Here is a 25873-nt window from a genome sequence, read left to right as displayed (position 1 = left end):
AAGGAGGATTTAAGAAATGTTTGCTAGAGATATTGGGATAGACCTTGGAACAGCCAATGTTCTTATACATGTCAAAGGTAAAGGAATTGTGTTAAATGAGCCTTCGGTAGTTGCGATTGATAAGAATACGAACCGTGTTCTTGCCGTCGGTGAGGAAGCTCGTAAAATGGTAGGCCGTACTCCAGGAAACATCATCGCAATCCGACCTTTAAAAGACGGTGTCATTGCGGATTTTGATGTAACAGAATCGATGCTTAAGCATTTTATCAATACATTGAATGTGAAAGGCTTCCTTTCAAAGCCTAGAATTTTAATCTGCTGCCCGACCAACATAACAAGTGTCGAACAAAAGGCGATTAAAGAGGCTGCCGAAAAAAGCGGTGGAAAGAAAGTATTCCTTGAAGAAGAACCAAAAGTGGCTGCAATCGGTGCCGGCATGGATATTTTTCAACCAAGCGGCAATATGGTCGTGGACATTGGCGGAGGTACAACGGATATTGCCGTTCTTTCAATGGGGGATATCGTTACATCTTCTTCTATCAAAATGGCCGGTGACAAATTCGATAATGAAATTTTAAATTATGTCAAACGGAAGTATAAGCTCCTCATTGGTGAACGTACAGCGGAAAACATTAAAATCCAGGTTGCGACCGTCTTCCCTGGATCTCGTAATGAAGTCATCGATATCCGTGGGCGCGATATGGTATCGGGATTGCCTAGAACCATTTCGGTCAATTCAGAAGAAATTGAGGAGGCTCTCCGCGAGCAGGTTTCCATCATTGTACAAGCTGCAAAAAGCGTACTTGAGCGGACGCCGCCAGAACTTTCTGCTGATATCATCGACCGCGGCGTCATTTTAACAGGCGGGGGAGCATTGCTTCACGGGATTGATTTACTTCTTGCCGAAGAGCTTAAGGTCCCAGTACTCGTTGCCGAGCAGCCAATGGATTGTGTAGCAATCGGAACCGGTATCATGCTTGATAATATGGATAAATTGCCACGGCACAAGTTCAACTAAAAAGCGGATGGAAATCCGCATCATAAGATAGGGGTCTAAGGTTCAGACAAACGTGAGGCATAGTGAAAGTCGTGCAGTTCTAGTACTGATGAGCAATAGGCCCTCTTCTTTTAGTCGAAAATTTAACACCATTCCTTTAAATTTGACCTTGCCTACGATATAGACAAATTCTTCTGCCTAATGCTTTTCCTTTTCCTTAACATACTGATGTTCATGTCCGATAAGATAGATATGAGAAATCGAACGGAATAAGTTATGTAGATTGAGGAGTGAAGAAGATGTTAAGAGGTTTTTATACGGCTGCTTCCGGGATGCTTACACAGCAAAGGCGCACAGAATTGCTCACAAACAATATGTCCAATGCGAATACAACAGGGTATAAAGCGGATCAAATGAGCGTAAGGTCTTTTCCGGAAATGCTCATAAGCAACATAGGTGGTAAAACGGTTCCTACGGAGAACAAATTGAACATGACTAACTTATCCCAGGTTGGAGGGCTCAGTACGGGTGTTTACGTACAGGAGGCGAATCCTTTATTTACCCAGGGTACATTGGAGGAAACTCAGCTTAATACGGATATTTCCTTAGTTGATGACAATCTGCCGATCAATGTAGAAACGGGTCGGCAAGGATCGGTGTTTTTTACTGTCCAGGATGGGGATGGTGCTATCCGTTATACGCGTAACGGCAGTTTCACCCTGGATGGGCAAGGTTATCTGACCACGCCTTCGGGTCATTATGTATTGAACGAAAATAATGAAAAGATCAAGCTTGATAGCGATCAGTTCACAGTAGCGGAAAACGGTGTTATTTTAGAAGGAAATGTTCAAACCGCACGTATGGGCATCGGTTATTCGAATGCTCCGTCATTAGAGCTCATGAAGGATGGGGAAGGCCTATATAAGGCTGTGAATGATGGGGATTTACCTAGCGCATACGTGGCTGCAGATGTCGGTTTTTCTACTAAGCAAGGCTTTCTTGAAGGCTCCAATGTTGACCAATCGAGAACGATGACAGAAATGATGTCGGCATACCGCTCTTTTGAAGCGAATCAGAAGGTTCTTCAAGCCTATGATAAAAGTTTGGATAAAGCAGTCAATGAGGTTGGCAGGCTTTAATTGAACAGTAGAAAAAATGATTTTGGAAATTTGAACATGTAAGGGGAAAAACCATGAATCGGACGATGATGACGGCGACGAATACGCTGAGCCAACTTCAAAGTAAAATCGATCATATAAGTAATAATATCGCGAATGTGGACACGACTGCCTACAAAAAGACCCAAACGAGCTTCAATGACTTATTGACACAGAGTTTCAATAATCAACCGAGTGAGACCAAGGAAAAAGGAAGGTTGACCACACCGGGCATCCGGCAGGGAACAGGTGCCAAGATAAGCCAATCTCAATTGGTGCTTTCACAGGGACCCTTAAAGACGACGGATCGCAACCTTGATGCTGCATTCACCCGTGAGGACCAATTCTTCACAGTAAGCGTTCAGGGTGAAAATGGGGTCAATACAAGGCTAACAAGGGATGGTGCCTTTTATTTATCTCCTAATGGTAACGACCAAATGTTGCTCGTTACCTCTGCAGGACATAAAGTCCTTGATGAAAATGGTGAACCGATCCTCATTGAGGGAAATATTAAAGACATTAAGATTTCGGAAACTGGTTTATTGATAGTGGATACAGAAGAATATGGAAAACGTAGTTTTGGTCTCGGGATCGTCTCGGTAAAAAACCCCCAATTTCTTGACCGCTTAGGCGGAAATTTACTTGGTATGCCCGAAAACTTCAATGCCTTGGGTGTTACTGAAGACGATATCATGACTGCGCTAACAGGGGATTCCCGTAACCAGGCAGCAGTTCAACAAGGCACTCTGGAGTCCTCGAATGTCGATCTTTCCAAAGAAATGACGGATCTAATCAATGTTCAGCGGTCTTACCAATTTCAATCCCGAGCGGTAACGATGGCTGATCAAATGAGCGGATTAGTCAATGGAATACGTTAAGGTATCTGGTAAATAAAATGTCTCCCTGCGGAATTAGAGCAAATCGGTTATAATGAATTCATAACAAATGAAATCATCGTGCCGATCATTTTGCATAGCTGCTGAATTTCTGATTGTGAAAATCAGTCGGCGAGTTTTCTTAAAAGGAGCTTTCACATTCTATATGGAACAAAATCGTGTAATGAGACAACAAATTGAAGAAGAGATAAAGGAAGTTGAGGCGAAACCGAATCGAAGAGTCAAGGTCCGTCTTTTACCGATTTGGCTTCGTTTACTCATTGTTATCGGATTGATTTTCATTGCTGTATTATCCGGGGCACTATTAGGATACAGTGTGATTGGTGGAGGACATGCAATGGATGTTTTCCAAAAATCCACATGGACCCATATTATTGATATAGTGAACAAGGGCGCGTAGTTCCATGTTTTTTTTGAAGTAGTTGCTGTCGTTAGCGGATTTATATTACATGGCAACTACGCCTCTGTCTTCATGACAGGGGCGAGTTTACGTTATGTTTGAAATATTTAAGTCATAGGAGGAACAAGTATGCTTGACATCACACAAATAAAGGAAATTATTCCGCATCGTTACCCATTCTTATTAGTCGACCGTATCATTGAAATAGATGAAGGGAAAAGAGCGGTAGGATTGAAGAATGTCACAGCAAATGAAGAATTCTTTAATGGCCATTTCCCCGATTATCCAGTTATGCCTGGAGTTTTGATTGTAGAGGCATTAGCGCAAGTTGGCGCTGTAGCCGTTTTAAAACAGGAAGAATACAAAGGGCGGCTTGCATTTTTCGCTGGGATAGATAATTGCCGCTTTAAAAAGCAAGTAAAACCAGGTGATCAGCTGCGTCTGGAAGTGGAAATAGTGCGTATGAGAGGTTCAATGGGTAAAGGGAAAGCAGTGGCAACGGTAGATGGAGAAACAGCATGTGAAGCCGATATCATGTTTGCTTTTGGTGACAAATAGGATTCATTTTACGCGAAAGGGAAATGGGGTATTTTAACTATATATTTCAAATTTCAAAAATGGTTTAAGGAATCGTGAAGCGGTGTATATAAATAGCGCCGCATGCTTTTTTAAAGCAAGCGTGGTTTTAAGAACTATCTATCTCCCTTTGAATGCCGGACATTTTTATGTCCGGCATTTTTTAATGATTAAATTCAAATTAGAGGATTTTCTTTTTAAATTTAAAATAGGACGCAAGTTATTTTCACATTCGGGCAAAATAACTAATGATAAAGAAAGAAGGGAGGTTGCCAAAAATGATGAAGAAAATTTTTGCACTAATTGGGGGATCTTTATTATCTATTATGTTCCTTGCTGGATGTGGAACGGATAATGATGACAACAACAATCCCGCTCCAGAAGAAGATAACAACATCATTGAAGATGATAACAACAACGATAACGATGATGGCATGCTTGATAACGACAACAATAACGATGATGACATCCTTGAAAACGACGATAATAACAACGATAATAACGTCGATAATGATGCTGATGACTTGATTGAAGACGCCGAGAAAAAAGGCGACAACAATAAGTAATTAGCACGGAATGACAAAGACTGGCTTAGGTAAGAAGAGGATTAATATCCTTCTTCAGCTAAGTCAGTCTTTTTATATGCATTCGTTTAGGGGATGGGAATTAAAGGAAGGTTTTTATTTATTGGTTGCTAATTTAGGCTTTGAGCGGATTTTTTGCTTGAACTCATTTATTAATTCATCGCCGACGAGACCTTTTTGAACCAAATCTTCAAGAAGAAGTTCTGCATATTTGCTCCGTGTTTTTTGGATGTGACCAACGAATAGAAGGCTATAATGGCTGCCGACTTTTCTTATTGTGCGTAGTACAGTGTGAAACAAAGCCGGTTCATTATCCTTGTTGGTAATGACGGCCTGGATATACACCTCTCCGTTTATATCGGGAAGTGAAGGTTCAAGCTCTTTGAAATGATTTTCATCTACAAAGGCTTCCAGTAACCACGATCTAGCGTCGTTTTCTTTATTTATAATCAATCCATCTGTTAATACAATATCAATCAAGTTAAAATTTTCAGTTACAATTTGCAACGAGATCAATTTAAATGATTTCATCTAATTCCTCCGTTTCTTGCAAGAAAGAGCGGTAATTACCTCTCTTAAACGTAAATTTTGAAATAGTACATATCGATAAATCCTTTTAAAGGTAATTATATCATACTAAAAAAAAGTTCCTTAATGAAATGAATACCCAACATTTGTCTAAATTATGAAGGATAGAATAAAAATTTGCAAAATATTTAATTTTGTTAACTATTCGTTTTTCACTTAATTTTAATCAATAAAAAATGGTTTTGCATCATTTCAAACGGTTTTTTATGAAGAAAAATGGTGTATTAAGGCTATTTCCTTCATTTTTAGATTGATGGAAGAAAGAGTATGATAAAAGCATATTAAAGAGGAAGGAGTGAAAAAATGATTAACCAAGTTACCCTCGTCGGCAGGCTTACGAAGGATCCCGAATTAAGACACACACCTGATGGCAAGGCTGTTTCCAATATCACTTTAGCAGTCAACCGGAACTTTCGTAATACTGTCGGTAACTATGAGGCCGACTTTGTACAGTGTATCATATGGAAAAAGTCTGCTGAAAATACTGCTCAATATTGTAAAAAAGGTGCCATAATCGGCATAACTGGCAGAATACAAACAAGGAGATATGAAAATCAGGAGGGTAAATATGTATATGTAACTGAAGTGGTCGCCGAGAGGGTTCAATTCATTGGGTCTAAACAAAATGATGTTAAGCCCAAGGAATTTGAACATATTGGTTTATAGTTTTGGGCATGACGACAGGACAGGAGCAAGATTGTTATGCAGTAGTGGAAAAAAACATTAGTGATATATTCCGTCAATAATAGGAACGATCAATTTATGCTTAAAACATAGGAACAAAAAAAGTATTTATATGACCATAATGAAAAATAACTGTACAGAATTTCAACATTATTTATAAAATTCATTTTCATCAATTCATTCCCCCTAAGCTAATATAGCCTCTTCCTCGCCTGGAAACCCCGATTTACCCTCAATAAAATCGATTTATCTGTTTCCCCTCTTGTAATGACTGTGAATTTGCAGTCATTTTTTTTGTGCCAAAAAGTGCGTAAATAGGAAAAAATAAAAAATAATTCTGTTAAATTAGAATTTTTAGAAAATATATTGTAATATTTTAATTTTGATGCAATAATAAACCCAATAATATAATTGGAAAAAAAGTTATATATAGGAAGTGATTTGATGGACGAACCAATTATTAAGGTGAATGGGCTGCAAACCAGTTTTCGTACGGACGATGGGGTGATCCCTGTCGTGAATTCAATCGATTTTCATGTCAATCCTGGTGAGGTTTTAGGGATAGTGGGAGAATCGGGGTGCGGAAAAAGCGTTACTTCTCTGTCCATCATGGGTCTCGTTTCTTCACCGGCTGGTAAGGTGGAGGGAGAAATCCTTTTTAAAGGAGAGAACATCGCAAATGCCTCTGAAGCAAAAATGAGAAAAATTCGCGGGAATGATATAGCGATGATATTTCAGGAACCGATGACAAGCTTGAATCCCGTGTTCACTATTGGCGAGCAGTTGGTTGAGACGCTTCGGATACATAAAAAATGGAACAAAAAACAGGCCCGCCAAAGAGCGGTGGAAATGTTGAAGCTGGTTGGGCTTGGCCGTGCCGAGGAATTGCTCGATGAATATCCTCATCAGCTTTCAGGCGGAATGAGACAAAGGGTCATGATAGCAATGGCCATGATCTGTGAGCCGAAACTCCTAATAGCCGATGAACCGACAACGGCTTTGGATGTGACGATCCAGGCACAAATTCTAGAATTAATGAAGAATTTAAATAAAGAAACAGACACGGCAATCATGATGATTACCCATGATCTTGGGGTAGTTGCGCAAATGTGTGAACGTGTCATTGTCATGTATGCCGGCAAGGTAATAGAGGAAGGAAATGTGCAAACGATTTTCCAAAATCCTAAGCACCCTTATACGGTCGGTTTACTACAATCGATTCCGGATATGCGAATAAAGAAAGAGCGCCTTTACTCAATACCTGGTAATGTGCCAAAACCTGGGACAAGCAACCTCGGGTGCCAGTTTGCCCCTCGATGCTCACATGCCATGGAGCAATGTATAAATGAGACCCCGTCTCTATTGAAATTCGATGAGGGTCAGCATGTTCGCTGCTGGCTGTATGAAGATGGGAAAGGAGCTGCCTTGCATGAGTCAAACATTGGTTAAGGTAGAAAACCTAAAGAAGCATTTTCCGATTAAAGGAGGGGTTCTGGGAAAGACCATTGGAGAGGTCAAGGCAGTTGATGGTTTGTCTTTTTCCATTTATAAAGGGGAAACTTTAGGCCTTGTCGGTGAAAGCGGTTGCGGAAAGTCGACGACGGGAAGATTATTGCTTCGATTGCTTGAGCCAAGTGAGGGTAATGTTTATTTTGAAGGAAAGGACCTGACGGCTTTATCTGCCGGTGAAATGAGAAAGATGCGCCGTGAAATGCAGATGGTCTTTCAGGACCCATTCGCTTCTCTCAATCCCAGGCATACAATTGAAAAAATATTGGAAGAACCGCTCATCGTTCATGGGGTTAAAGATAAAAAGGCACGAAAATCCCGTGTACAGGAACTTCTTAGGGTTGTTGGCTTAAGCAGTTACCATGCTAAAAGGTATCCTCATCAATTCAGCGGGGGCCAGCGGCAGCGTATTGGCATCGCGAGGGCACTTGCAGTCAACCCTAAACTGATCATTGCAGATGAGCCGGTATCTGCACTGGATGTGTCGATTCAGGCCCAGGTCTTGAATCTGTTGCAGGATTTGCAGGAAGATTTTGATTTGACCTACTTGTTCATTGCCCATGATCTTGGGGTGGTAAGGCATATCTCCGACCGTGTCGGCGTCATGTATCTTGGACATATAGTTGAATTGACGGAAAGTGAAGGACTTTATGAAGATCCGCTTCACCCATATACGCAGGCTTTATTATCAGCGGTGCCGATCCCGGATGTGGAATACAAGGGGGATAGGGTAATCCTGCAGGGAGATGTTCCAAGCCCATCAAACCCGCCCGGCGGCTGTCCATTCCATACGAGATGTCCGAAGGCGATGGAAGAATGCAAAACGGACAAGCCAATTCTGAATGAACATAAACCTGGTCACTACGTTGCTTGTCATTTATACAATTGACACGACGTATACATAAATTCGCAAATAATAAGGGGGAAGAATATGAAGAAAACATGGGCATTATTGCTGACTGGTATCCTTGCTCTTTCACTAGCGCTTGCGGGATGCTCCTCGTCTACATCAAAAGAGAAAGATGATGGTAAAGGGGGATCGAGTGAAGCGAAGGGCGGCGTATTGATATACGGTAAAGGCGGAGACGCTGTCGGTCTTGACCCAGCCATCGTAACCGATGGTGAATCATTCATCGTCACACAGCAGATCTTTGAAACGCTTGTGAAATATGGGGAAGATGATACGGAAATCAATCCGGGTCTTGCAGAATCATGGGAAGTGTCCGATGACGCAAAAACATACACATTCAAATTGAAAACCGGAATCAAGTTCCATGATGGTACGGATTTCAATGCAGATGCTGTCGTAAAAAACTTTCAACGTTGGGCAAAAAGTAAGGATGAGGGTAAATTTGCGTACTATGCCTCCATGTTCGGAGGATTTGAAGGTGATGAAGGCCATGTTATCAAAGAAGTAAAAGCGATCGATGCCAGCACGGTGGAATTCACTTTGAACCGTCCGCAGGCGCCGTTCCTGAAAAACCTTGCCATGCCTACATTTGCAATAGCCAGTCCGGCTGGAATTGAAAAAGAGGGTGACGATTTCACTAAAAATCCATCTGGTACAGGTCCTTTCAAATTCAAATCATGGAAACCTGGCGATACGATTGAAGTGGTGAAAAACGATGACTATTGGCAAGATGGACTGCCAAAACTTGATGGTATCACGTTTAAGGTCATTAAAGATAACTCTGCGCGTTTAAATGCTGCAATCAAAGGTGAAATCGACCTGATGGACGGGTTGAACCCAAGTGATATCAGTAAAGTTACAGGAGATGAAAACCTGCAAATATTCGAACGTGCATCCATGAATGTCGGGTACTTTGCTTTCAATGTTGAGAAGGCACCATTCGACAAGAAAGAAGTGCGTCAAGCCATCTCGCATTTGATCAATAAAAATGAAATCATTGATAATTTTTATGAAGGCACAGCAGAGCCTGCCAAGAATCCTATGCCGCCATCCGTTTCTGGCTACAATGACAAAGTCGAAGACTATGATTACGATGTAGAAAAAGCGAAGGAACTGCTGAAAAAAGCTGGACTTGAAGACGGATTTAAAATGGACCTATGGGCAATGCCGGTACCGCGCCCATATATGCCAGATGGTCAAAAAGTGGCTGAAGCCATTCAAGCAAGCCTAAAACAAGTCGGCATCGAAGCGAATATCGTTTCATACGAATGGGCTGCATATTTAGAGAAAGTGCAGGCCGGTGAAGCCCAATCCTTCATGATGGGCTGGACAGGCGATAATGGGGATGCGGATAACTTCCTTTATACATTATTGGATAAAGATAATATCGGCTCCAACAACTATGCCCGTTACGCTAACGAAGAAGTCCATAAACTGCTGATCGAAGCTCAGTCCACGGCAGATGAAGCCAAGCGTAATGAGTTGTATGGAAAAGCCCAGGAAATCATTCATGATGAAGCTCCATGGGTTCCGCTTGTACATTCTTTACCGCAGTTAGCCGGATCTAAGACGGTCAAAGGGTTTGTTCCACACCCAACTGGTTCACAATCCCTTGTTAATGTTTCTCTAGAAAATTAACCGTACGAACCGGGTAGTATGGAGTCTTGCATGCTTCCCGGTTTTGTTATGGAATGCATTTCAAAATGATCGAGGGCGCTTTTAAGGCCCCTTATTTAAAAGGCGGGTGATTGTTTTGTTTTCCTATACCGTACGACGTTTAGGATCTCTCATTCCAGTGTTACTAGGAATGGCGTTTATTGTATTCATGATGATCCGGGCTATTCCAGGAAATCCAGCACAGGTAATTTTAGGGCAGCAAGCAACGGAAGAGGCAGTCGCTGCAATGACAAAGGAACTTGGTCTGGATAAACCTTGGTTCATTCAATTTTGGGATTACTTATCAGGCCTGTTAAAGGGAGACCTGGGTGTTTCCTTAAAAACGAATAGTCCGGTTTCCGAAGAAATTGGGCCATACCTCATGGCTACGATAGAACTGGCCTTGATCGCCATGATCATCGCCGTGGTCATAGGCGTTAATGCAGGGATTATATCAGCTTGGTTCCAAAACTCATGGTTTGATTATGTCGCCATGGTGATTGCGTTGATTGGTTTGTCCATGCCTATTTTCTGGCTGGGATTAATGGAACAATATATCATTTCAATTCAATGGGATTTACTTCCGACGACAGGGCGGGACAATATCAGGGATCCCGTTGATGCCATAACCGGACTGTATTTGATAGATACACTCATGGCGGGCAGGGTGGATCAGTTTTTCGAAGTGATAAAACATCTCATCTTGCCGGGAATTGCGCTGGCGACCATTCCGATGGCCATTATTGCAAGGATGACACGTTCTTCCATGCTGGAAGTTATGAGATCGGATTTCATTCGTACGGCTCGTGCTAAAGGAATGAGAATGTTTTGGGTTGTTTACAAGCATTCCTTTAAGAATGCCCTGATTCCAGTGGTGACGGTTATCGGACTGCAAACAGGATTACTTTTAGGCGGCGCCATATTGACGGAAAACATTTTTGGGTGGCCAGGTATCGGTACATATATTTATGATGCAATCCTATCTCGGGATTATCCGGTGATACAGTCCGGAATTCTCGTCATCGCCTTTTTGTTTGTCATGATCAATCTAGTTGTGGACTTGTTGTATGCAGCGATCGATCCTAGGATTAAGTATAAATAGGGAGGGAAACTCATGCCTGAAATAGCAACGAATACTTCGCCAATCCTTCCTCCAAAAGAGGCAGAGGAAAAAGTCATCTCTCCCTGGAAGGAAGGCTGGAAAAGTTTTAAGAAAAATAAGGTAGCCCTTGTGGGTCTGGGGATTGTTTCATTTTTCATCCTAATCGCCATCTTCGCACCCGTTATAGCACCTTATTCATTTGAGGGGCAAAAGCTAAGTGATAAACATTTGGCCCCGTCTGCGGAGCATTGGTTCGGAACGGATGAATTTGGCCGGGATATTTTGAGCAGGGTCATTTATGGCTCGCGCATATCAATAGGGGTCGGCTTTTTATCTGTTGCCGGATCTGTTGTGGTCGGGTCTTTTTTAGGAATCATTGCCGGTTATTACGGCAGGTGGATAGATACGATCATATCGAGGATCTTTGATATTATTCTGGCCTTTCCAAGTATCTTGCTTGCCATTGCTGTCGTTGCCGTTTTGGGGCCCTCCCTTCGCAACGCACTTATCGCCATAGCCATCGTCAATGTCCCGATATTCGGCCGGCTTTTACGTTCACGGGTCTTAACGGTGAAAGAAGAGGAATATGTAACGGCTGCAAAGGCAATTGGAATGGGGGATGGCCGCATTCTCCTTCACCACGTCCTTCCGAATAGCCTTGCACCGATTATCGTTCAAGGTACGTTAGCGATTGCAACTGCCATAATTGAGTGTGCAGCACTCGGCTTTCTCGGTCTTGGTGCACAGCCGCCAGCACCAGAGTGGGGAAAAATGCTCGCCGATTCCAGGGCGTTCATCATTCAAGCACCATGGACGGTTCTTTTCCCTGGGCTTGCAATCATGCTTACGGTACTCGGCTTTAACCTAATGGGGGATGGGCTGCGCGATGCTTTGGATCCAAGAATGAAAAACTAGAAGTTAAAGGGTGATGTTAGATTAACATCACCATCTTTTTGTCGTTTATCTGTAAATATATCAAAATATGAAAAATAATAACAAAATCCTAGTTCGGAATAGGAAAATAGTGACTATTATCTCTTAAAATCACCCCAAAAGTTGTGATACTTTTATACTCAGTAAGAATATTCCAAAAATTGCTTATTTTAGAGGAGGAAAGTTCATTGATTAAACGTAGCTTGTCCATTCTAGCAATCTTTCTATTAGTATTTACTGCAAGCGTTTCCGCAGCCAAGCTCCCAGACCCCCCGGCAGGTTCGGGCGGTGCAGGTAAGAAGAATCAGGAAAGTATTATAAAGCTGAAGAAAAATGATTTGGATAAGAAATACAAAAGCAATGAGAAGGTCAGGGTCATCGTAGAGATGAAGGAAGCCCCGGCAATAGAAACAGCTTCAAAGGAAGGGAAACTTTTTAAACAGTTATCGAAAAATAAGAAACAACAATTAAAGTCCGAAAAGCTAGCTAATCAGAAGAAATTGAAAAAAAAGGTGAAAGAGAAAAAAATAGCTTTCAAGGAGCTTGAAAGTTTTACGACAGTCGTCAATGGATTCAGCGGTGAACTTCAGTATGGTGAAATCAAAAAGGTGGAAGCCATGCCGGAAGTTGCTGAAGTACATATTGCGAATGAATATGAACGTCCTGTAGAAAAACCCGAAATGCTTTATAGTAAAGAACTAGTCCAAGCCCAGGAAGCTTGGCGGGAATATGGATATAAAGGGGAAGGGATGGTCGTCGGGATTATCGATACTGGAATCGACCCATCTCACCGTGATATGGTCCTGAATAATGATAATAAGGCAGAACTGACTGAAAATGAAATTAGCGGAATGAAGGAATCTAACCATCTATTAGGCAATTATTATACGGCGAAGGTTCCTTATGGATACAATTACATGGATGAAAATGAAGAAATCCTTGATCTTGGTGAAGGGGCGTCAATGCATGGAATGCATGTAGCAGGTACAGCCGGTGCCAATGGAGATGAAGAGAATGGCGGCATTAAAGGGGTTGCTCCTGAAGCCCAGCTGCTTGCTTTAAAGGTCTTCGGGAATGATCCCGACATGCAGACAACATGGGGCGATATATATATCAAGGCAATTGACGATGCCATCATCCTTGGGGCGGATGTGTTGAATATGAGCCTTGGCTCCACTGCAGGTTTTGTATCTGCAGAAGATCCGGAGCAGCAGGCGGTATCCAGGGCTGTTGATAATGGGATCCTTATGTCGATCTCAGCAGGAAACTCAGCACATTTTGGAAATGGATTTGCAAACCCATCAGCGTCGAACCCGGATATTGGCGTTTCAGGTTCACCTGGACTTGCATACGATTCTGTACAAGTGGCGTCGGTAGAGAATAACTATATGGATTTGGATGCAGCGACTTATGATATAAACGGACAAGTAGGGAAAGCTCCGTTCATGTCGGCTTCAAGCGTACATCCCAATACTTTAAAGGAAAAAACACATGACTTGGTGGCTGCAGGTCTTGGGACGCCAGAGGAGCTTTCCAAAGTGGATGTTAAAGGCAAGTTCGCCCTCATCGAACGTGGCACGCTTTCTTTTATAGAAAAGGCGCAAAATGCCCAGGCAGCAGGTGCGACAGGAGTCATTATTTACAATAATGCTGACGGATATATTTCCATGGCCACAGATCCAAGCATCACCATTCCCCAGCTGTTCATGTTGAAATCGGATGGTGCAAAGCTGAAAGCGGCCTTAACGGATGGAGAAAAGGTGAAGATTACCTTTAATGGTGATAAAACAAAAGCTGTAAATCCAGAAGCAGGGAAAATGAGCTCATTCAGTTCATGGGGAGTCGCACCAAACCTGGATTTTAAACCGGAAATCACTGCTCCGGGAGGACAAATTTATTCGACGCTGAACAACGATGAATATGGAATGATGAGTGGTACTTCGATGGCGGCACCACATGTTTCCGGCGGCTCGGCACTTGTTCTTGAAAGAGTGGATAAAGAATTTAAATTAAATGGTTCTGCCCGGGCAAATTTAGCGAAGAACCTGATGATGAATACTTCAAAACCACTAGCGGATCAAGGTGTTGTCAATAAAGCCCTTGACTGGGAAAACCCTTACTCGCCTCGCAGGCAGGGAGCCGGGGTCATGCAGCTGCAATCCGCATTGTCCACACCTGCTGTCGTGACCGAGGCATTCACGAAAGAAGCGAAGGTTGCAATGAAGGAGATTGGCAATAAGTTCGCCTTTACTTTAAAGGTTGAAAACTTCAGCAACAAAGCGGTCAAGTATGATGTTAAAGGTAATATCCAAACAGACTATGCAATCCAGGGACAACTCGGTTATACCGCTAACGAACTGGAAGCACAGGAAATTAAGAACGCTTCGATTAAGATCAATAATAAAAGCACAAATAAGATTACCGTTCCCGCAAAAAAATCGGTTACATTCGAAGTGAAAGTTGACATATCCGATGCAAAAGTACTCGGTGATGACCTTCAGACTCTTGTAGACATTGACGAGGTCTTTCCAAACGGATATTTTGTTGAAGGGTTCATTTCTTTGAAGGATTCTGCCGATACGAATCCGGAACTGAATGTACCGTATGTAGGGTTTAAAGGGGAGTGGGACAAAGCCCCTATCCTGGATGGCACTAAATATGATAAAGAGTCCTTCTATGGCATGGCAGGTGGAGTTTCTACAGCAGGTGAGGATTTCACTTATCTTGGCTATGACCCTGCGGGAAAAACATTCAATGGCAAAAATATTGCGATTTCCCCAAATAATGATGGTGCACAGGATGACTTCGTGCCTGTCCTATCATTCTTAAGGAATGCGAAAAAGGTAGAATACAATATATTGAATGGTGAAAACAAATCAATCCGGAAACTTCGCACAGAGAATAATGTGCGCAAGGACTATTATGATGGCGGACAAGGGACCGCGTACACCCTTGATCCGGCCCGTAAATGGGACGGTAAAATCAATAATGCACTCGCTAAGGATGGGGTCTATTATTTTGAAATCAAAGCGATGATAGATTACGAGGGTGCAAAATGGCAGACGTTTAAAATGCCTATCAAAATCGATACGGTAAAGCCGACAGTCAAAATTTCGAAAAAAGGCAATGTATTAACCATCCAAGGCAAGGATAATTTGAATGGTTCAGGACTTGCTTATTACGATGTACAAGTCGATGGAGCATCCATCATGGAAGAGCCGCTCCCGGCGAGTGCGAAGCAATTCACTTTACCTGATGTAAAAGGGGAAAAGGTTCAGGTTGTGGCAATTGACTATGCAGGTAATGAAAAAACGGCTGAAACTGAATTAGCCAGTGATTCAGCTCCAATCGATAATCATGCACCAGCTGTAAAGATCAAGAGTCCTGAAGCCTTGAGCGTGAACAATAAAAATAAAATCAAAATAACAGGGGAAATTGAAGAAGCGTCGGAAATAAAGGAGTTTAAAATCGACAATAAAACGGTACCTGCAACGTATAACAAGGCGAATAACAAATATGAATTCTCATATGAAAAGAAATTTGAAGAGGGTGTTCAAAGCTTCACTGTTAAAGCAACAGATAAATGGGATAACACGGTTTCCTTTAAACGGACGATTATGGTCGATGCAACAAAGCCAAGTTTAAATGTGAAGGGTGTACCGAAAACTGTGGGAGCCAAAGGGAAAAATCCAAAAGTGGACGTGACAGTGGAAGATAATTTCGATGAAATCCGCCTTTACCTGAACGGAAGCGAAGTATTCTATCATGAATTCAAGGAACCATACAAAATGCGTGCCTATAAGAAGAAGATAGAGGATTTGGAACTGCCGCTTAAAACAGGCAACAATAAGATTGAGTTTAAGGTGACCGATCTTGCAGGAAATGAAATGAAGAAATCCTTTAACATCAATAAAGCAAAAAAATAACGAAAGGAAGCCCTCTTACCCAGGAGGGCTTCAGTTTGTAGACATACTTGATTTGTACCTACAGTTTTTTTGAGGGTTTGTACAATTCGAACATTGGTTGGGATGTAGGGCACTCGCTTTCAGCGGGCGGTCCGCTCTCGGCGCTCGTTGCGCCTTGGACACGCCATTCCCGCATGAGTCTTGTACACCCGCTCCAATCAACTGGAATGTCTTTCAAAATAATACTGTAGGCAAACTTGCCTTCCTTCGTACAAAAAGGGGGTTCCGAATGGACTACCCCGAACCATGACTATAAAAAGAAGACTTGGTTATCCTTCATGAATTTTTACCTTTTAATATGGAATGAAACCACCATTAAATTGAAGAAATTTGCGACACTCCTGCCGAATACCTGGCTAGCCGAGACCCCCACAGACGCTTGCGTCGAGGAGGCTTGGCAGACAGTCGGCGGCGGAAAGGGAGCGGATTTCTGAAATAAACTGGACGTTTTCAAAGAAAAAACTGCGGGCAAACTCGTTCGAATTTGTCTACAGTATGAGCCCTCTTATCCAAGAGGGCTGTTTTTGCATAATAAGCTTTCCTGAGTATGGATTTGATGAATGAATTCTTTAGTAGATTATGGTGTAGTTCCTTGCGTTTTCACCGTGCTAATATGGAAATCTCTTAGTGAGGAAGTTTTTTCATTATCCGGCAGGTATATCGAATAGGATAAAAGAATTAGGTATAAAGGTCTTATTGGAAGGAGGGTATCTATGAATTATAAGAAGAAATCTAGCAATAAAGTAACTAGTATTGCAATTACAGTGAAATTCGAAAGGAGAGGAAGCGACAGGTCATATCTTACAAAACCGAGTTTCTTTGATGCACTTCAGCACGTCCATTCTCCCTTTGAAAAGGATCTCCGCTCTGATTCACCTTATCAGGATTTTCCTCTATGTCAGGAGGTAACCCTTTCTTTTTTTGAAGAAGGTGCTAAAACATCTATTAATTATGACCCCCACCAAGAAAAAATCATCATTGAAGAAAGTTCAGAGACATATCAGCCGAATAAGGGTGAGGCGCTTACTGCAATCCTCGATCATATCATGATCAATCATGGCTATCACCATTCTTTTTTCATCATCCAGCAAAAAGAGAGGAACGTAAAGATGAAAGCTGCTACGCCATGAAATCCCTAACATTTTTAGGCAGGACGTTGTAAGGTATGAGATTTCCGAATAATTCATACGAAAAGTTACTTTACTCAATAAGGATGGAGCTGCCACGGCAGCTCCATTAATGCCTCTCCAATCCTTCAAGATGTCAAACCAACCGCCGAATGATCTTTGAAAGGGTTTGGATGCCATAAGCTAATTGTTCCTCCGAGGCGTATGAATATGAAAGCCGTATATGTGTATGGTTATTTGGTTCGTATATGTATCCCGGATTAAGAAGTATGTTTTCCTTTAACGCTTGCCTGAAAAGGTTTGAATTCACGATTGGTTTACATAATTTTAACCATATATAAAATCCTCCTTGAGGTATTTGCCATTCAGCCAGTCCCTTAAAATATTGATTGAGAAGAGTTAATATAAAATCTCTGCGTCCTATCAACTCATGCCTTAGCCACTCTAAATGCTTTGAATATTGCCCATTTGCTAACCATTCCGCCACAAGGTGCTGGGAAAGTGCACTTGAACCATAATCCATTTGCATTTTAATGTCCGCTAAACGTTCAATCACAGTTATTGGGCCAGCAATCCATCCGATACGCAATCCTGGGCTTAATGTTTTGGACATGCTGCCAATATGCAATACAAGGCCATCTGCATCAAGGGATTTTAATGGAGGCGGTGGTTCATTATCAAACCACAAATCACTATATACGTCATCTTCAATAATCGGGATCTGTTCCTTTTTGCATAGTGATAGGAGGTTAAGTCTTTCTTCTTTTGACCATGTAGTATTCGTTGGATTGTTAAACGTTGGAACAGTATAAAATAGTGACGCTTTCTTCCTTCCGTTGATGTGCTTTATTTGTGTCGGGATACTTTCCCGGCCTTGTATTGATAAACCTACTAAGTGCATGCCCGCAGATTGAAAAGGGTGAACGGAATTTAAATAGGAAGGGGATTCATGTAAAATCATCGATCCCTTTTGAAGTAAACCGACTGATATCAACTGGAGTGCCTGAAGCCCGCCAGAAACGACCATGAGGGAGCTGGGACTCGCGTTGATCCCTTTTGTTTCTAAATAAGCACTTATACATTGACGAAGTCTCTTATCACCCTTGGGTTCGGAATAGCCTAAAGAGTGGGCATCAAAAGAAGTGGATCGCAACGTCTTTTCGATTTGTTTTGCAGGCAATAGATCTGGAGATAGTTCGCCCGTGCCTAATCTGATGATGGCAGTGTCCGTTTCATACTGATTAATGTCCTGAATCGTTTTTAAATTAGGTTCATAGAGTCCATTCCGGACATAGTTTTTCCAGTCGGGCTGTTTGCTTGAGACGAGCATATTCCATGTATTATTGGAAACGAATGTGCCTGACCCAACCTTAGTTTCCAATAATCCATCAGCAATCAACTCATCAATGGCTGTGATGATGGTACTTCGGTTTACCCCAAATGAGTCGGCCAATGAACGTTGTGATGGAAGCTTGGTACTAACTGGCCATTCCCCTCGTGTAATTTGTTGTTTGATCCAATCCACTATTTGCAGGTGAAGTGATTGGTCGGAAGTACGGTTTGGTCTCCATTCGATAAACATACGAAAACCACTCCTTTCATGTTCTGTATTCAATATAAATTGGTTGGTTTGAAAGCCAACCAATTGGATGGTCAATTCCTTTGTTTTTTTCATTATACTGAATTTGAAAGGAGGGGGTATTCGTATGGGGCCATTTTTTCATGGATTATTATTGGCATTGGGGCTGATACTTCCGTTGGGAGTGCAAAATGTATTCATTTTTAATCAAGGAGCAATCCAACCTACAATAAAAAAAGCATTGCCAGCAACGATAACAGCTGCAATTTGTGATACACTGCTCATTTTGTTAGCTATTTTAGGTGTTTCGTTGGTTGTCATGCAATATGATTGGTTGCGCCTTACATTAATCATAATCGGAGTTATATTTTTATTGTATATGGGTTTTCAGATTTGGTTTGCCAAATCGAACTCACAGTCAGGTGCCCAATCCATGCAGATGTCGACCAAAAAACAAATTGTATTTGCTCTATCCGTATCACTACTGAATCCGCATGCAATCTTGGATACGATAGGTGTAATCGGTTCGAGCTCACTTGTTTATTCAGGAAAAGATAAAATGATTTTCACCGCAACGTGCATTTTTGTGTCATGGTGCTGGTTCCATGGATTATGTCTTGCGGGACGATTGCTGAAAAAGGTTGATACATCTGGTAAATTCCTTGGAATATTAAATAAAATTTCTGCAATCATCATTTGGATCACAGCTCTTTATATGGTTAAATCGATTTTTTGATAAAAGACATGCATTTGAACCTAGCCATACCAGGTATTCAATAAAGTTACAGGACGCTTATGTATAAAAAAGGGGAATGCATATCGAATTGCATTCCCCTTTTTTTCCTTATAAGTTAACAACCTGACCTCATTCTTCTTCAAATCGTGAGAGCGGGTTTATTGAAGAGCAACCAGGTCCTTGATTTCCTCTGTGGAAAGTTCGGTGATCCAGTTGTCACTGCTGATGATCTCGTCGTTCAGGGCTTGCTTTTTATCAAGCATCTGGTCGATTTTTTCTTCCAGGGTCCCTGTACAGATTAGCTTATGAACGTGAACGAAACGCTGTTGCCCAATTCGGTAAGCACGGTCGGTGGCTTGATTTTCAACAGCTGGGTTCCACCAGCGATCATAGTGAATCACGTGGTTTGCTTCTGTAAGATTAAGCCCAGTGCCGCCTGCTTTCAACGAGAGTATGAAAATAGGGAAATCCCCATCCTGGAATCGCGTGATCATTTCATCACGCTGCTTCTTGTTCGCACTCCCGTTCAGGAATGGCACTTCAAAGCCATATCGTTTTTCCAGCAATTCTTTAATCATATTGCCCATCCCGATATATTGTGTGAAAATGAGACAGCTTTCATCCTGTTCGCGGACAGCATCGATAAGCTCGGTCAGCTTCTCGAGTTTGCCAGATCGGTTAGGTGCCTTCATGATGTTTTCCTTTTCCATTTCTTTTAAGTAAAGAGCTGGATGATTGCAAAGCTGCTTTAGCTTATTCAGCATCTGGAGGATGATGCCTTTTCTTTCAAAGGCAGATAGTTGTTCGATATCAGTGAATGTATCTTTAATCAGTTGCTCATACAACGATGCTTGCTCGGTGGTAAGCGGTACGAATTCCTTTTGTTCTTGCTTATCCGGAAGATTAAGAGCGACTTCTTTATCACGCTTTGTACGGCGAAGCAAAAATGGCTGTATCAAACGCTGCAATTCCTTGATTTTATCCTTCTGATCATCACGCTCGATGGTCGCCACATATTTTTCCTGAAACTGACCTAGCGTTCCGAGATAACCTTTGTTGATGAAGTCGAAAATCGCCCATAGCTCACTTAAACGGTTTTCCATCGGCGTACCCGATAGGGCGATATGATGTCTGCCATTTAGCTTGCGGACCGCTTTGGATTGCTTCGTTTGGGCATTCTTGATGTTTTGTGCTTCATCAAGGATAACACTGCTCCAATGGATGGAGGTCAGTTCAGCCACATCTTGGTGGGTCAGTCCATATGATGTTAAGACAATATCATGATCGGCTGCCAGTTTAGTAAATGCCTCACCTTTAGCACGATTCGATCCGTAGTGTAGGTGAACTTTAAGTGATGGAGCGAATTTTTCCAATTCTTTTTGCCAGTTGCCAAGTACCGATGTCGGGCAGACGATGAGCGCCGATTGTACAGGGACGGATTCAGGGGCAGTGGTAATGACTTCACCCTCATCACTGCTCTCCGCGCTACTATCCTCTTCGACGATGATCGGTTCACTCTTTTGTTCATCCTTGGGCGCAGTGGGCAGCTCTTTACCGACCCTTTCTTTGCCTTTAACATGAAGTAGGTAGGCAATCATCTGGACGGTTTTTCCAAGTCCCATATCGTCGGCTAGACAAGCACCAAAACCATGCTCCCTTAAAAAAAGGAGCCAGCTCATGCCCAGTTTTTGATAGGGGCGTAAATCACCTTGAAGTGCATTAGGGACGGGCAGGATGGATATGTTTTTGGTTTCCCGGAGCCTTCCCACCATTTTACGGAGCTCCTGGTTCAATTCAAATTGAATCCGGAGCATTTCGTCGTTTTCAGAATCGGCATCGCCATCTTCATTCACGCCATTCAACAGTTCCTGCTGCAGCAAGTCAGTCAGTTGGATGCCTTTTTCATTCGCTGTTTCCATCAGCTCCTGAATTTGCTTAATGAAAGCAGGGTCAAGCTTGACCCATTGGCCGCGGATGAAGACAAGCCGCCTTTTTTCATTGACGAGCTCCTCGAACTCCGCCTCAGTGAGCTCCTTGCCATTTAATGAGAACCGCCAATCAAAGTCCATTAAAGCTTTTAACCCGACATAAGAAGGGCCGCGGTTCGATTGGCTCTTCACTTTCGCTTTGACCTTCAATGAGGACTCCTTCAAGGCAAGCCACCACGATGGAAGGAGAATTTCGACGCCAAGAAACAGGAGCTTTTCGCTTGCATCGGTCAAGAACTCCCATGCATCAGTTTCTGAAATCTCCCTTTTCAGACGGCCATTCTCCCCAAGCCAGGGCACGACGAGTTGCCAGCGTTTCGTAGCACGCACCACATCACTTGCATACTTATTCCAGCCGCGCGGAAGTTTTTTTCCTGTATATGTTTCAATGATATTCTCATCCCTTTTGGAACGAAGGGTAACATCGAGCATCCAAGGCCCGTTTCCATCTGGAGGCTCAGTTAAACGGAGACCTATAGTGAATGGTTTGGGATCGGGCAGGGTACCGAGCCATTCCTGCCAGCTGTCCTTGTCAAAAAAGGCCTGCAATTCTTCGGGAGAAAGTCGAGTATCCTTTAATGCCCCGACGGCTTCACTCCATTTATGCTGCATGGGTGAATAGTTTTTTAAATACATATTAGCTGCACCGTTATACCACTTTTCGATAAAAGTACGGTTGGTTTCCAGTTCAGGTGAAGGAAGATCCAAAGATATTTCTTCTTCCCAAAAGGAAGGGACGAATTCCTCTTCCACTTCCTCCGGCAGCTTCCAGCCGATGGAGTCCAATTGAAGATTGGTGAAATCCGGTACGGGGATTCCAGCTTCAATGGATTCATGAAGAACGGGAGCTGCTGACAGGCAAAGGGAGGATATCTCGGACCATTCCCATTCTATGAAGGAGTTGAAGCTTTCCCTCGCAAAAAAATTGAGAAGTCCCCAAGCGTCAAGAATGAATACTTGATTTCCATCCACTATATCCGTAGTCATTTTAGTGCCATAAAAGCTTGCGTCATCCCAGTTGAATAACAGCCTGCGTATATAATTCGTGGTGAGGAAGGTATTTTCTTCATTGACGACACCAAGGGCGTAAGTTCCGTTTTCGAGAGCGGCTATTTTGATTTTTAATTTCCCTGGATTAAACATCGATAAGCTTACCCCTTTTTAGTTCTTCTTGGAAAGCGCGAAGCCGTTTGGTCGAATCTGCTACATAAAGTATATAACGTTCGAATACGTCTTCCTTTTTGCTCTTCTTATAGATGGTGCGCATCCTTTTCAAATAACGGACAGCTTGCTTATAAGCAGGCCGATTTTTCAAAGAAACTTTTTCCTGGACCGCATGATAATAAAGCGGCAGGATTAGTTCCGGTTCTTTTGAGACCACTTCTTTGATGGATTCACTGCTGATTAAGTCAATGCTGATTTCTGAGTAAATATGCATCTCCACCCATTTTTTATATTGTCCTTGTTCAAAAAGGAAGTTTGCATAGTTCCAATAGCTGTGCGGAAGGGTGGCCCTGTAAAATTTCTCAAGCAAATCGGTCCGTTTTAATTTATAACAGCAACTGTTAATTAAAGTCGTAAAGGTACGGACGAAATCTACCCGTTTATAATAATCGGATAAACCGGCAAGGAACTCCTGGACATTATTATTGATGAATTCAATGAAAGGGATAGCCCGTGCCCGGTTGTCGGATTCAGCCAAGAGATTCAGCCAATAAAAAATGTATGGACAGGCTTCGTTCTTCAATTCAGAAAGAAGCCCAATCGCTTGTTTATCATGGTTCTCCAAAAGGGATAGGTGAATCGCTGCGAGGGAATAGGACGTCCTCTCAGTGGTGCCCATATACTTCTCGGGAAGTTCTTTATTGATTCGTTCCAGTTCCTCTTTACGCCATGAGGAGTTGGAGAATAAGTAGCTCCATATCTCCCGGTAAAGGTCGATCTTTTCGTATTCGAGGCCTTCTCCTCCATCCAGCAGTTTAGCTACATCTTCCTTGATGCTAAAAACGAAGGGATCAAAGGCGAAGGGCCTCGCTTGCCTGCTAAGCGGCTGTACCGTTTCATGAAGCTCCTCTGCAAGGTCGACGGCAAGTGCATAAAAGACCCTGATCGTTTGCGTCTCACTTTTATGCAGCTGAATCATTCTCAGTGTCTGCTGCATCGTGCAAAATTGGGTAACGAAATGATAAAGTAATTTCCATTCCCTTTCCATTGGAGCTTTTGAGCTAAGGCGTTTAAAGTAAGTTTGTATGTGATTTTCAATCATATAAGTAGCCTCGCCTATATGAGGCTCCACATGTTCAGCAAATTCATCATTCACGAATTGCTTCCATGATGGATAGCTTTTATCTAAGATGATGGATTTCCCTGCCGCCTGTTTAAGTAATTCACTTGCAGGTTTCACTTGCTGCAGTGCTTGGGCCGTTGAGGTTTTTTTTGGTGCTTTCCAATCGCTCAGCCATTCGGAAACACTAGCGTGTTCAGAATATGCAGAAAAGAAAACGGCCATTTGATGCCGGCAAATGAACCTTGAATCACATGTACAGCTTCCATCCTGAGGGAAGAGCAGATTCAGCCTGGCCTTAAAGCGTGTCACATCCTGTACCTCAGCTGCAATCGTATCCGCCGCTTCTTCTTTAATATCAACGAGCCCCTGACGGTATAACTGGAGCCCTTGATTCACCACATCCGAATCTTCCGGATCCCCGGCCTCCAAAAATTCCGCCAGCCGCTCCCCAACTAACAACAACTCCCGCTCCATACTCTCCTCCTTCAGGGACAAGCCCTGTATACCAAAATTATATTTTTGTATGATCATGAACCATCAGTTCTTTAACTTATCGTTGGGTGCATAAATTACATCCCAGATCGAATGCCGGACTATGGCCGTTCTCTTTACGTTCTAATCCATTTAATCGAACAAACCATCAATGCTTCTAGCCGTATATTCATAAAAACCCTGTAAAAGTCAATATCGTCAAAAATCCCCTTGAATATAAGCGGTTCGGATATAAACAGGAATAACTGGCAATCACTTTAACATGCCTCAAATCCTTCATCCTCATCACGCTTCATAATACCAAGTGATGAGGCAGGAATCTTTTTTAAAATTGCTTTTTTGAAGCATCTCTTTATTATACTTCATTTTGGCTTGGAATTTAAAATGTAGATTAGAGGTTTTGGAAATGATGAGTGTGAGAAATTATATACTCCTGTTGAATGGCTCAATTTGTAGACAAAAGGGGTTCTATATATAAATTTAATACAAAGTAGATTGGAACAATGTGCGAGACTCCTGCGGGGGAAGAGCGTCAAGTGGAGACCCGCAGGCGCATAGGACCCGAGAACGGACCGCCCGCGGAAAGCGAGTGACTGGAGGCATCGAGTTTGTCTATAATTTGGAGCCATTCCCGGGGAAATGGCTCCAAATTATAGAATTAGTTTATTTTCATTTCGTTCTTCCAACTGTCCAGCTTTTTGTTGATGAATGTAACAAAGGTATGGTTTTTTTGTAATTTGAATAGAAACGCAGATTTTTCCAAGTACTCTTTTGCCTCTTCAAAGTTACCTACGAGTTCAAAATTGTATCCTAAATGGTAATGTAAATCCGCTAAAGCATATAATTGATCATGTTCGAGGCACCACTTTATGGCATCTTGGCAGCAGGCAATGGACTCTCCGTATCGGCCAAGGCGTGTTAGCACTCTGCCAAAATTATAGGATAGGCGCGTCTTTAGCGTTTTATCCGTCAAGAAGGGCAGGGCTTTCAAGTGATCTAAAGCTTTCCTTAACAAGGCAAATGCATTTTCGTATTGTTCTTCGGCAACATACATTACACCAAGACTGCTTAGGATTTCAAGCTCCCGTTCCGAATAAATTTTATCGGTCGTATGAGTAATGGAGATGGCCTTATTGATGAATTCTATGGCTTTATCTAAATCTTTATTTTTTTCATATTCGTATATTCCCTTGTGCCAAAGAATCAATTGATGATTCTTTTTATTTTGAAGAAAGAGGGGACTGTTTTCCTCAGCCTTTACAATTTGCTGCATTTCCTCATAATTTCGGGTTCTTCTGGCTATTTTTAATTGATAAATCACTTCTTCCACGTAATCCAGCCTAGGGGTCATTCCAATATCGAAAAAATAGTTTACATCAACGCCTAAACGTTGGGAAATTAAGTAGAGAGTGGATGCATATGGATAGACATCGCCCTTTTCAATCTTACTGATCTGTGCTTGTGTACAAATACCGGTTGCCAACTCTTCCTGGGAAAGCCCGATTTGTTTACGTAGCTCTTTGATCTTTTGTCCAACTGCAAAAAAATCCATTTTGATTCTCCTTAAAATATGCCTAGAGTTATATTTTGTTATGAAAAATCGGTGAAAGCGGTATGTACAGGTCCTGAACGGTTTAAATAGATTCTTTAGTCGAAATATATGACTTTAAGAATTGTGGTTAAATATAACTATAGAATTATTTTCTA

General features: G+C 42.2%; 21 protein-coding genes. 16 read left to right on the top strand and 5 right to left on the bottom strand.

Annotated features, from left to right (window positions below):
- Positions 1-16 precede the first annotated feature (16 nt).
- From mreB to ACWF5P_RS05545, 6 genes are all read left to right on the top strand, one after another.
- Positions 17-1018, top strand: a complete 1002-nt coding sequence (mreB, locus tag ACWF5P_RS05570; protein WP_101223816.1) for a rod shape-determining protein — start codon at positions 17-19, stop codon at positions 1016-1018.
- A 278-nt stretch (positions 1019-1296) separates the two neighbouring features.
- Positions 1297-2136: a flagellar hook-basal body complex protein gene (locus ACWF5P_RS05565; protein WP_434168138.1), complete on the top strand. Its 840-nt coding sequence runs from the start codon at positions 1297-1299 to the stop codon at positions 2134-2136.
- Positions 2137-2189: 53 nt separating this feature from the next.
- Positions 2190-3032 carry a flagellar hook-basal body complex protein gene (locus tag ACWF5P_RS05560; RefSeq protein WP_434168137.1) on the top strand — a complete coding sequence of 281 codons (843 nt, stop codon included), beginning with the start codon at positions 2190-2192 and terminating at the stop codon, positions 3030-3032.
- Between the two features lie 163 nt (positions 3033-3195).
- On the top strand, positions 3196-3450 hold the full coding sequence (locus ACWF5P_RS05555) for a DNA-directed RNA polymerase subunit beta (RefSeq protein WP_101223813.1): 255 nt from the start codon (positions 3196-3198) through the stop codon (positions 3448-3450).
- 129 nt (positions 3451-3579) lie between these two features.
- Positions 3580-4008, top strand: a complete 429-nt coding sequence (gene fabZ / locus ACWF5P_RS05550; RefSeq protein ID WP_230176123.1) for a 3-hydroxyacyl-ACP dehydratase FabZ — start codon at positions 3580-3582, stop codon at positions 4006-4008.
- A gap of 296 nt (positions 4009-4304) precedes the next feature.
- Positions 4305-4592, top strand: a complete 288-nt coding sequence (locus ACWF5P_RS05545; protein WP_434168136.1) for a hypothetical protein — start codon at positions 4305-4307, stop codon at positions 4590-4592.
- A 114-nt stretch (positions 4593-4706) separates the two neighbouring features.
- On the opposite strand, the gene ACWF5P_RS05540 is transcribed toward ACWF5P_RS05545, so the two are convergent.
- On the bottom strand, positions 4707-5141 hold the full coding sequence (locus tag ACWF5P_RS05540; protein ID WP_101223810.1) for a YwpF family protein: 435 nt from the start codon (positions 5139-5141) through the stop codon (positions 4707-4709).
- Positions 5142-5501: 360 nt separating this feature from the next.
- Here ACWF5P_RS05540 and ssb point away from each other — a divergent pair, with 360 nt between their 5' ends.
- The 9 genes from ssb (at position 5502) to ACWF5P_RS05495 (ending at position 17087) form a co-directional block, all read left to right on the top strand.
- The gene (gene ssb, locus ACWF5P_RS05535) at positions 5502-5864 is read left to right on the top strand and encodes a single-stranded DNA-binding protein (protein WP_101223809.1); all 363 of its coding nucleotides are present in this window, start codon (positions 5502-5504) and stop codon (positions 5862-5864) included.
- A 462-nt stretch (positions 5865-6326) separates the two neighbouring features.
- Positions 6327-7331 (top strand): ABC transporter ATP-binding protein, encoded by a 1005-nt coding sequence (locus tag ACWF5P_RS05530; RefSeq protein WP_157831068.1) that lies wholly within the window; start codon positions 6327-6329, stop codon positions 7329-7331.
- Positions 7312-8280: an ABC transporter ATP-binding protein gene (locus ACWF5P_RS05525; RefSeq protein WP_402943378.1), complete on the top strand. Its 969-nt coding sequence runs from the start codon at positions 7312-7314 to the stop codon at positions 8278-8280. Before ACWF5P_RS05530 ends, ACWF5P_RS05525 begins: the two co-directional genes overlap by 20 nt.
- A 42-nt stretch (positions 8281-8322) precedes the next feature.
- Entirely contained in the window at positions 8323-9939 is a 1617-nt protein-coding gene (locus ACWF5P_RS05520) for an ABC transporter substrate-binding protein (RefSeq protein ID WP_452444699.1), read from the top strand.
- A gap of 115 nt (positions 9940-10054) precedes the next feature.
- The gene (locus ACWF5P_RS05515) at positions 10055-11059 is read left to right on the top strand and encodes an ABC transporter permease subunit (RefSeq protein WP_434168134.1); all 1005 of its coding nucleotides are present in this window, start codon (positions 10055-10057) and stop codon (positions 11057-11059) included.
- Between the two features lie 12 nt (positions 11060-11071).
- Complete coding sequence (locus ACWF5P_RS05510) at positions 11072-11974, top strand: ABC transporter permease (protein ID WP_101223804.1); 903 nt, start codon at positions 11072-11074, stop codon at positions 11972-11974.
- Between the two features lie 206 nt (positions 11975-12180).
- Positions 12181-15918: a S8 family serine peptidase gene (locus tag ACWF5P_RS05505; RefSeq protein ID WP_452444698.1), complete on the top strand. Its 3738-nt coding sequence runs from the start codon at positions 12181-12183 to the stop codon at positions 15916-15918.
- Positions 15919-16235: 317 nt separating this feature from the next.
- Positions 16236-16391: a hypothetical protein gene (locus ACWF5P_RS05500; RefSeq protein ID WP_434168132.1), complete on the top strand. Its 156-nt coding sequence runs from the start codon at positions 16236-16238 to the stop codon at positions 16389-16391.
- Between the two features lie 279 nt (positions 16392-16670).
- The gene (locus tag ACWF5P_RS05495; protein ID WP_402943391.1) at positions 16671-17087 is read left to right on the top strand and encodes a hypothetical protein; all 417 of its coding nucleotides are present in this window, start codon (positions 16671-16673) and stop codon (positions 17085-17087) included.
- A gap of 133 nt (positions 17088-17220) precedes the next feature.
- On the opposite strand, the gene ACWF5P_RS05490 is transcribed toward ACWF5P_RS05495, so the two are convergent.
- Positions 17221-18666: an aminotransferase-like domain-containing protein gene (locus ACWF5P_RS05490; protein WP_452444697.1), complete on the bottom strand. Its 1446-nt coding sequence runs from the start codon at positions 18664-18666 to the stop codon at positions 17221-17223.
- 124 nt (positions 18667-18790) lie between these two features.
- Between ACWF5P_RS05490 and ACWF5P_RS05485 the strand changes: the two genes are divergently transcribed.
- On the top strand, positions 18791-19399 hold the full coding sequence (locus ACWF5P_RS05485; protein WP_101223799.1) for a LysE/ArgO family amino acid transporter: 609 nt from the start codon (positions 18791-18793) through the stop codon (positions 19397-19399).
- Positions 19400-19557: 158 nt separating this feature from the next.
- Here the strand turns inward: ACWF5P_RS05485 and ACWF5P_RS05480 are convergent, their stop codons facing one another.
- The 3 genes from ACWF5P_RS05480 to ACWF5P_RS05470 form a co-directional block, all read right to left on the bottom strand.
- Positions 19558-22530: a DEAD/DEAH box helicase gene (locus ACWF5P_RS05480; RefSeq protein WP_452444696.1), complete on the bottom strand. Its 2973-nt coding sequence runs from the start codon at positions 22528-22530 to the stop codon at positions 19558-19560.
- A complete protein-coding gene (locus ACWF5P_RS05475) occupies positions 22523-24148 on the bottom strand; it encodes a hypothetical protein (protein WP_402943400.1) in 1626 nt (541 codons plus the stop codon). The genes ACWF5P_RS05480 and ACWF5P_RS05475 overlap by 8 nt, the downstream gene beginning before the upstream one ends.
- A 676-nt stretch (positions 24149-24824) precedes the next feature.
- On the bottom strand, positions 24825-25718 hold the full coding sequence (locus tag ACWF5P_RS05470; protein ID WP_101223796.1) for a helix-turn-helix domain-containing protein: 894 nt from the start codon (positions 25716-25718) through the stop codon (positions 24825-24827).
- Positions 25719-25873: the final 155 nt, after the last annotated feature.

Source organism: Peribacillus sp. NPDC055009, assembly GCF_053608705.1.
Note: the sequence above shows the minus strand (reverse complement) of the source record. Positions and strands in the feature narration are given on the sequence as shown.

Bases quoted from the DNA above. Each gene is read 5' to 3' on its own strand.
- ACWF5P_RS05520 (WP_452444699.1), top strand. From the start codon at position 8,323: ATGAAGAAAACATGGGCATTATTGCTGACTGGTATCCTTGCTCTTTCA.
- ACWF5P_RS05565 (WP_434168138.1), top strand. From the start codon at position 1,297: ATGTTAAGAGGTTTTTATACGGCTGCTTCCGGGATGCTTACACAGCAA.
- mreB (WP_101223816.1), top strand. From the start codon at position 17: ATGTTTGCTAGAGATATTGGGATAGACCTTGGAACAGCCAATGTTCTT.
- ACWF5P_RS05490 (WP_452444697.1), bottom strand. From the start codon at position 18,666: ATGTTTATCGAATGGAGACCAAACCGTACTTCCGACCAATCACTTCAC.
- ACWF5P_RS05470 (WP_101223796.1), bottom strand. From the start codon at position 25,718: ATGGATTTTTTTGCAGTTGGACAAAAGATCAAAGAGCTACGTAAACAA.
- ACWF5P_RS05485 (WP_101223799.1), top strand. From the start codon at position 18,791: ATGGGGCCATTTTTTCATGGATTATTATTGGCATTGGGGCTGATACTT.
- ACWF5P_RS05510 (WP_101223804.1), top strand. From the start codon at position 11,072: ATGCCTGAAATAGCAACGAATACTTCGCCAATCCTTCCTCCAAAAGAG.
- ACWF5P_RS05500 (WP_434168132.1), top strand. From the start codon at position 16,236: ATGAATTTTTACCTTTTAATATGGAATGAAACCACCATTAAATTGAAG.
- ssb (WP_101223809.1), top strand. From the start codon at position 5,502: ATGATTAACCAAGTTACCCTCGTCGGCAGGCTTACGAAGGATCCCGAA.
- ACWF5P_RS05495 (WP_402943391.1), top strand. From the start codon at position 16,671: ATGAATTATAAGAAGAAATCTAGCAATAAAGTAACTAGTATTGCAATT.
- ACWF5P_RS05525 (WP_402943378.1), top strand. From the start codon at position 7,312: ATGAGTCAAACATTGGTTAAGGTAGAAAACCTAAAGAAGCATTTTCCG.
- ACWF5P_RS05560 (WP_434168137.1), top strand. From the start codon at position 2,190: ATGAATCGGACGATGATGACGGCGACGAATACGCTGAGCCAACTTCAA.
- ACWF5P_RS05540 (WP_101223810.1), bottom strand. From the start codon at position 5,141: ATGAAATCATTTAAATTGATCTCGTTGCAAATTGTAACTGAAAATTTT.
- ACWF5P_RS05545 (WP_434168136.1), top strand. From the start codon at position 4,305: ATGATGAAGAAAATTTTTGCACTAATTGGGGGATCTTTATTATCTATT.
- ACWF5P_RS05480 (WP_452444696.1), bottom strand. From the start codon at position 22,530: ATGTTTAATCCAGGGAAATTAAAAATCAAAATAGCCGCTCTCGAAAAC.
- fabZ (WP_230176123.1), top strand. From the start codon at position 3,580: ATGCTTGACATCACACAAATAAAGGAAATTATTCCGCATCGTTACCCA.
- ACWF5P_RS05530 (WP_157831068.1), top strand. From the start codon at position 6,327: ATGGACGAACCAATTATTAAGGTGAATGGGCTGCAAACCAGTTTTCGT.
- ACWF5P_RS05555 (WP_101223813.1), top strand. From the start codon at position 3,196: ATGGAACAAAATCGTGTAATGAGACAACAAATTGAAGAAGAGATAAAG.
- ACWF5P_RS05475 (WP_402943400.1), bottom strand. From the start codon at position 24,148: ATGGAGCGGGAGTTGTTGTTAGTTGGGGAGCGGCTGGCGGAATTTTTG.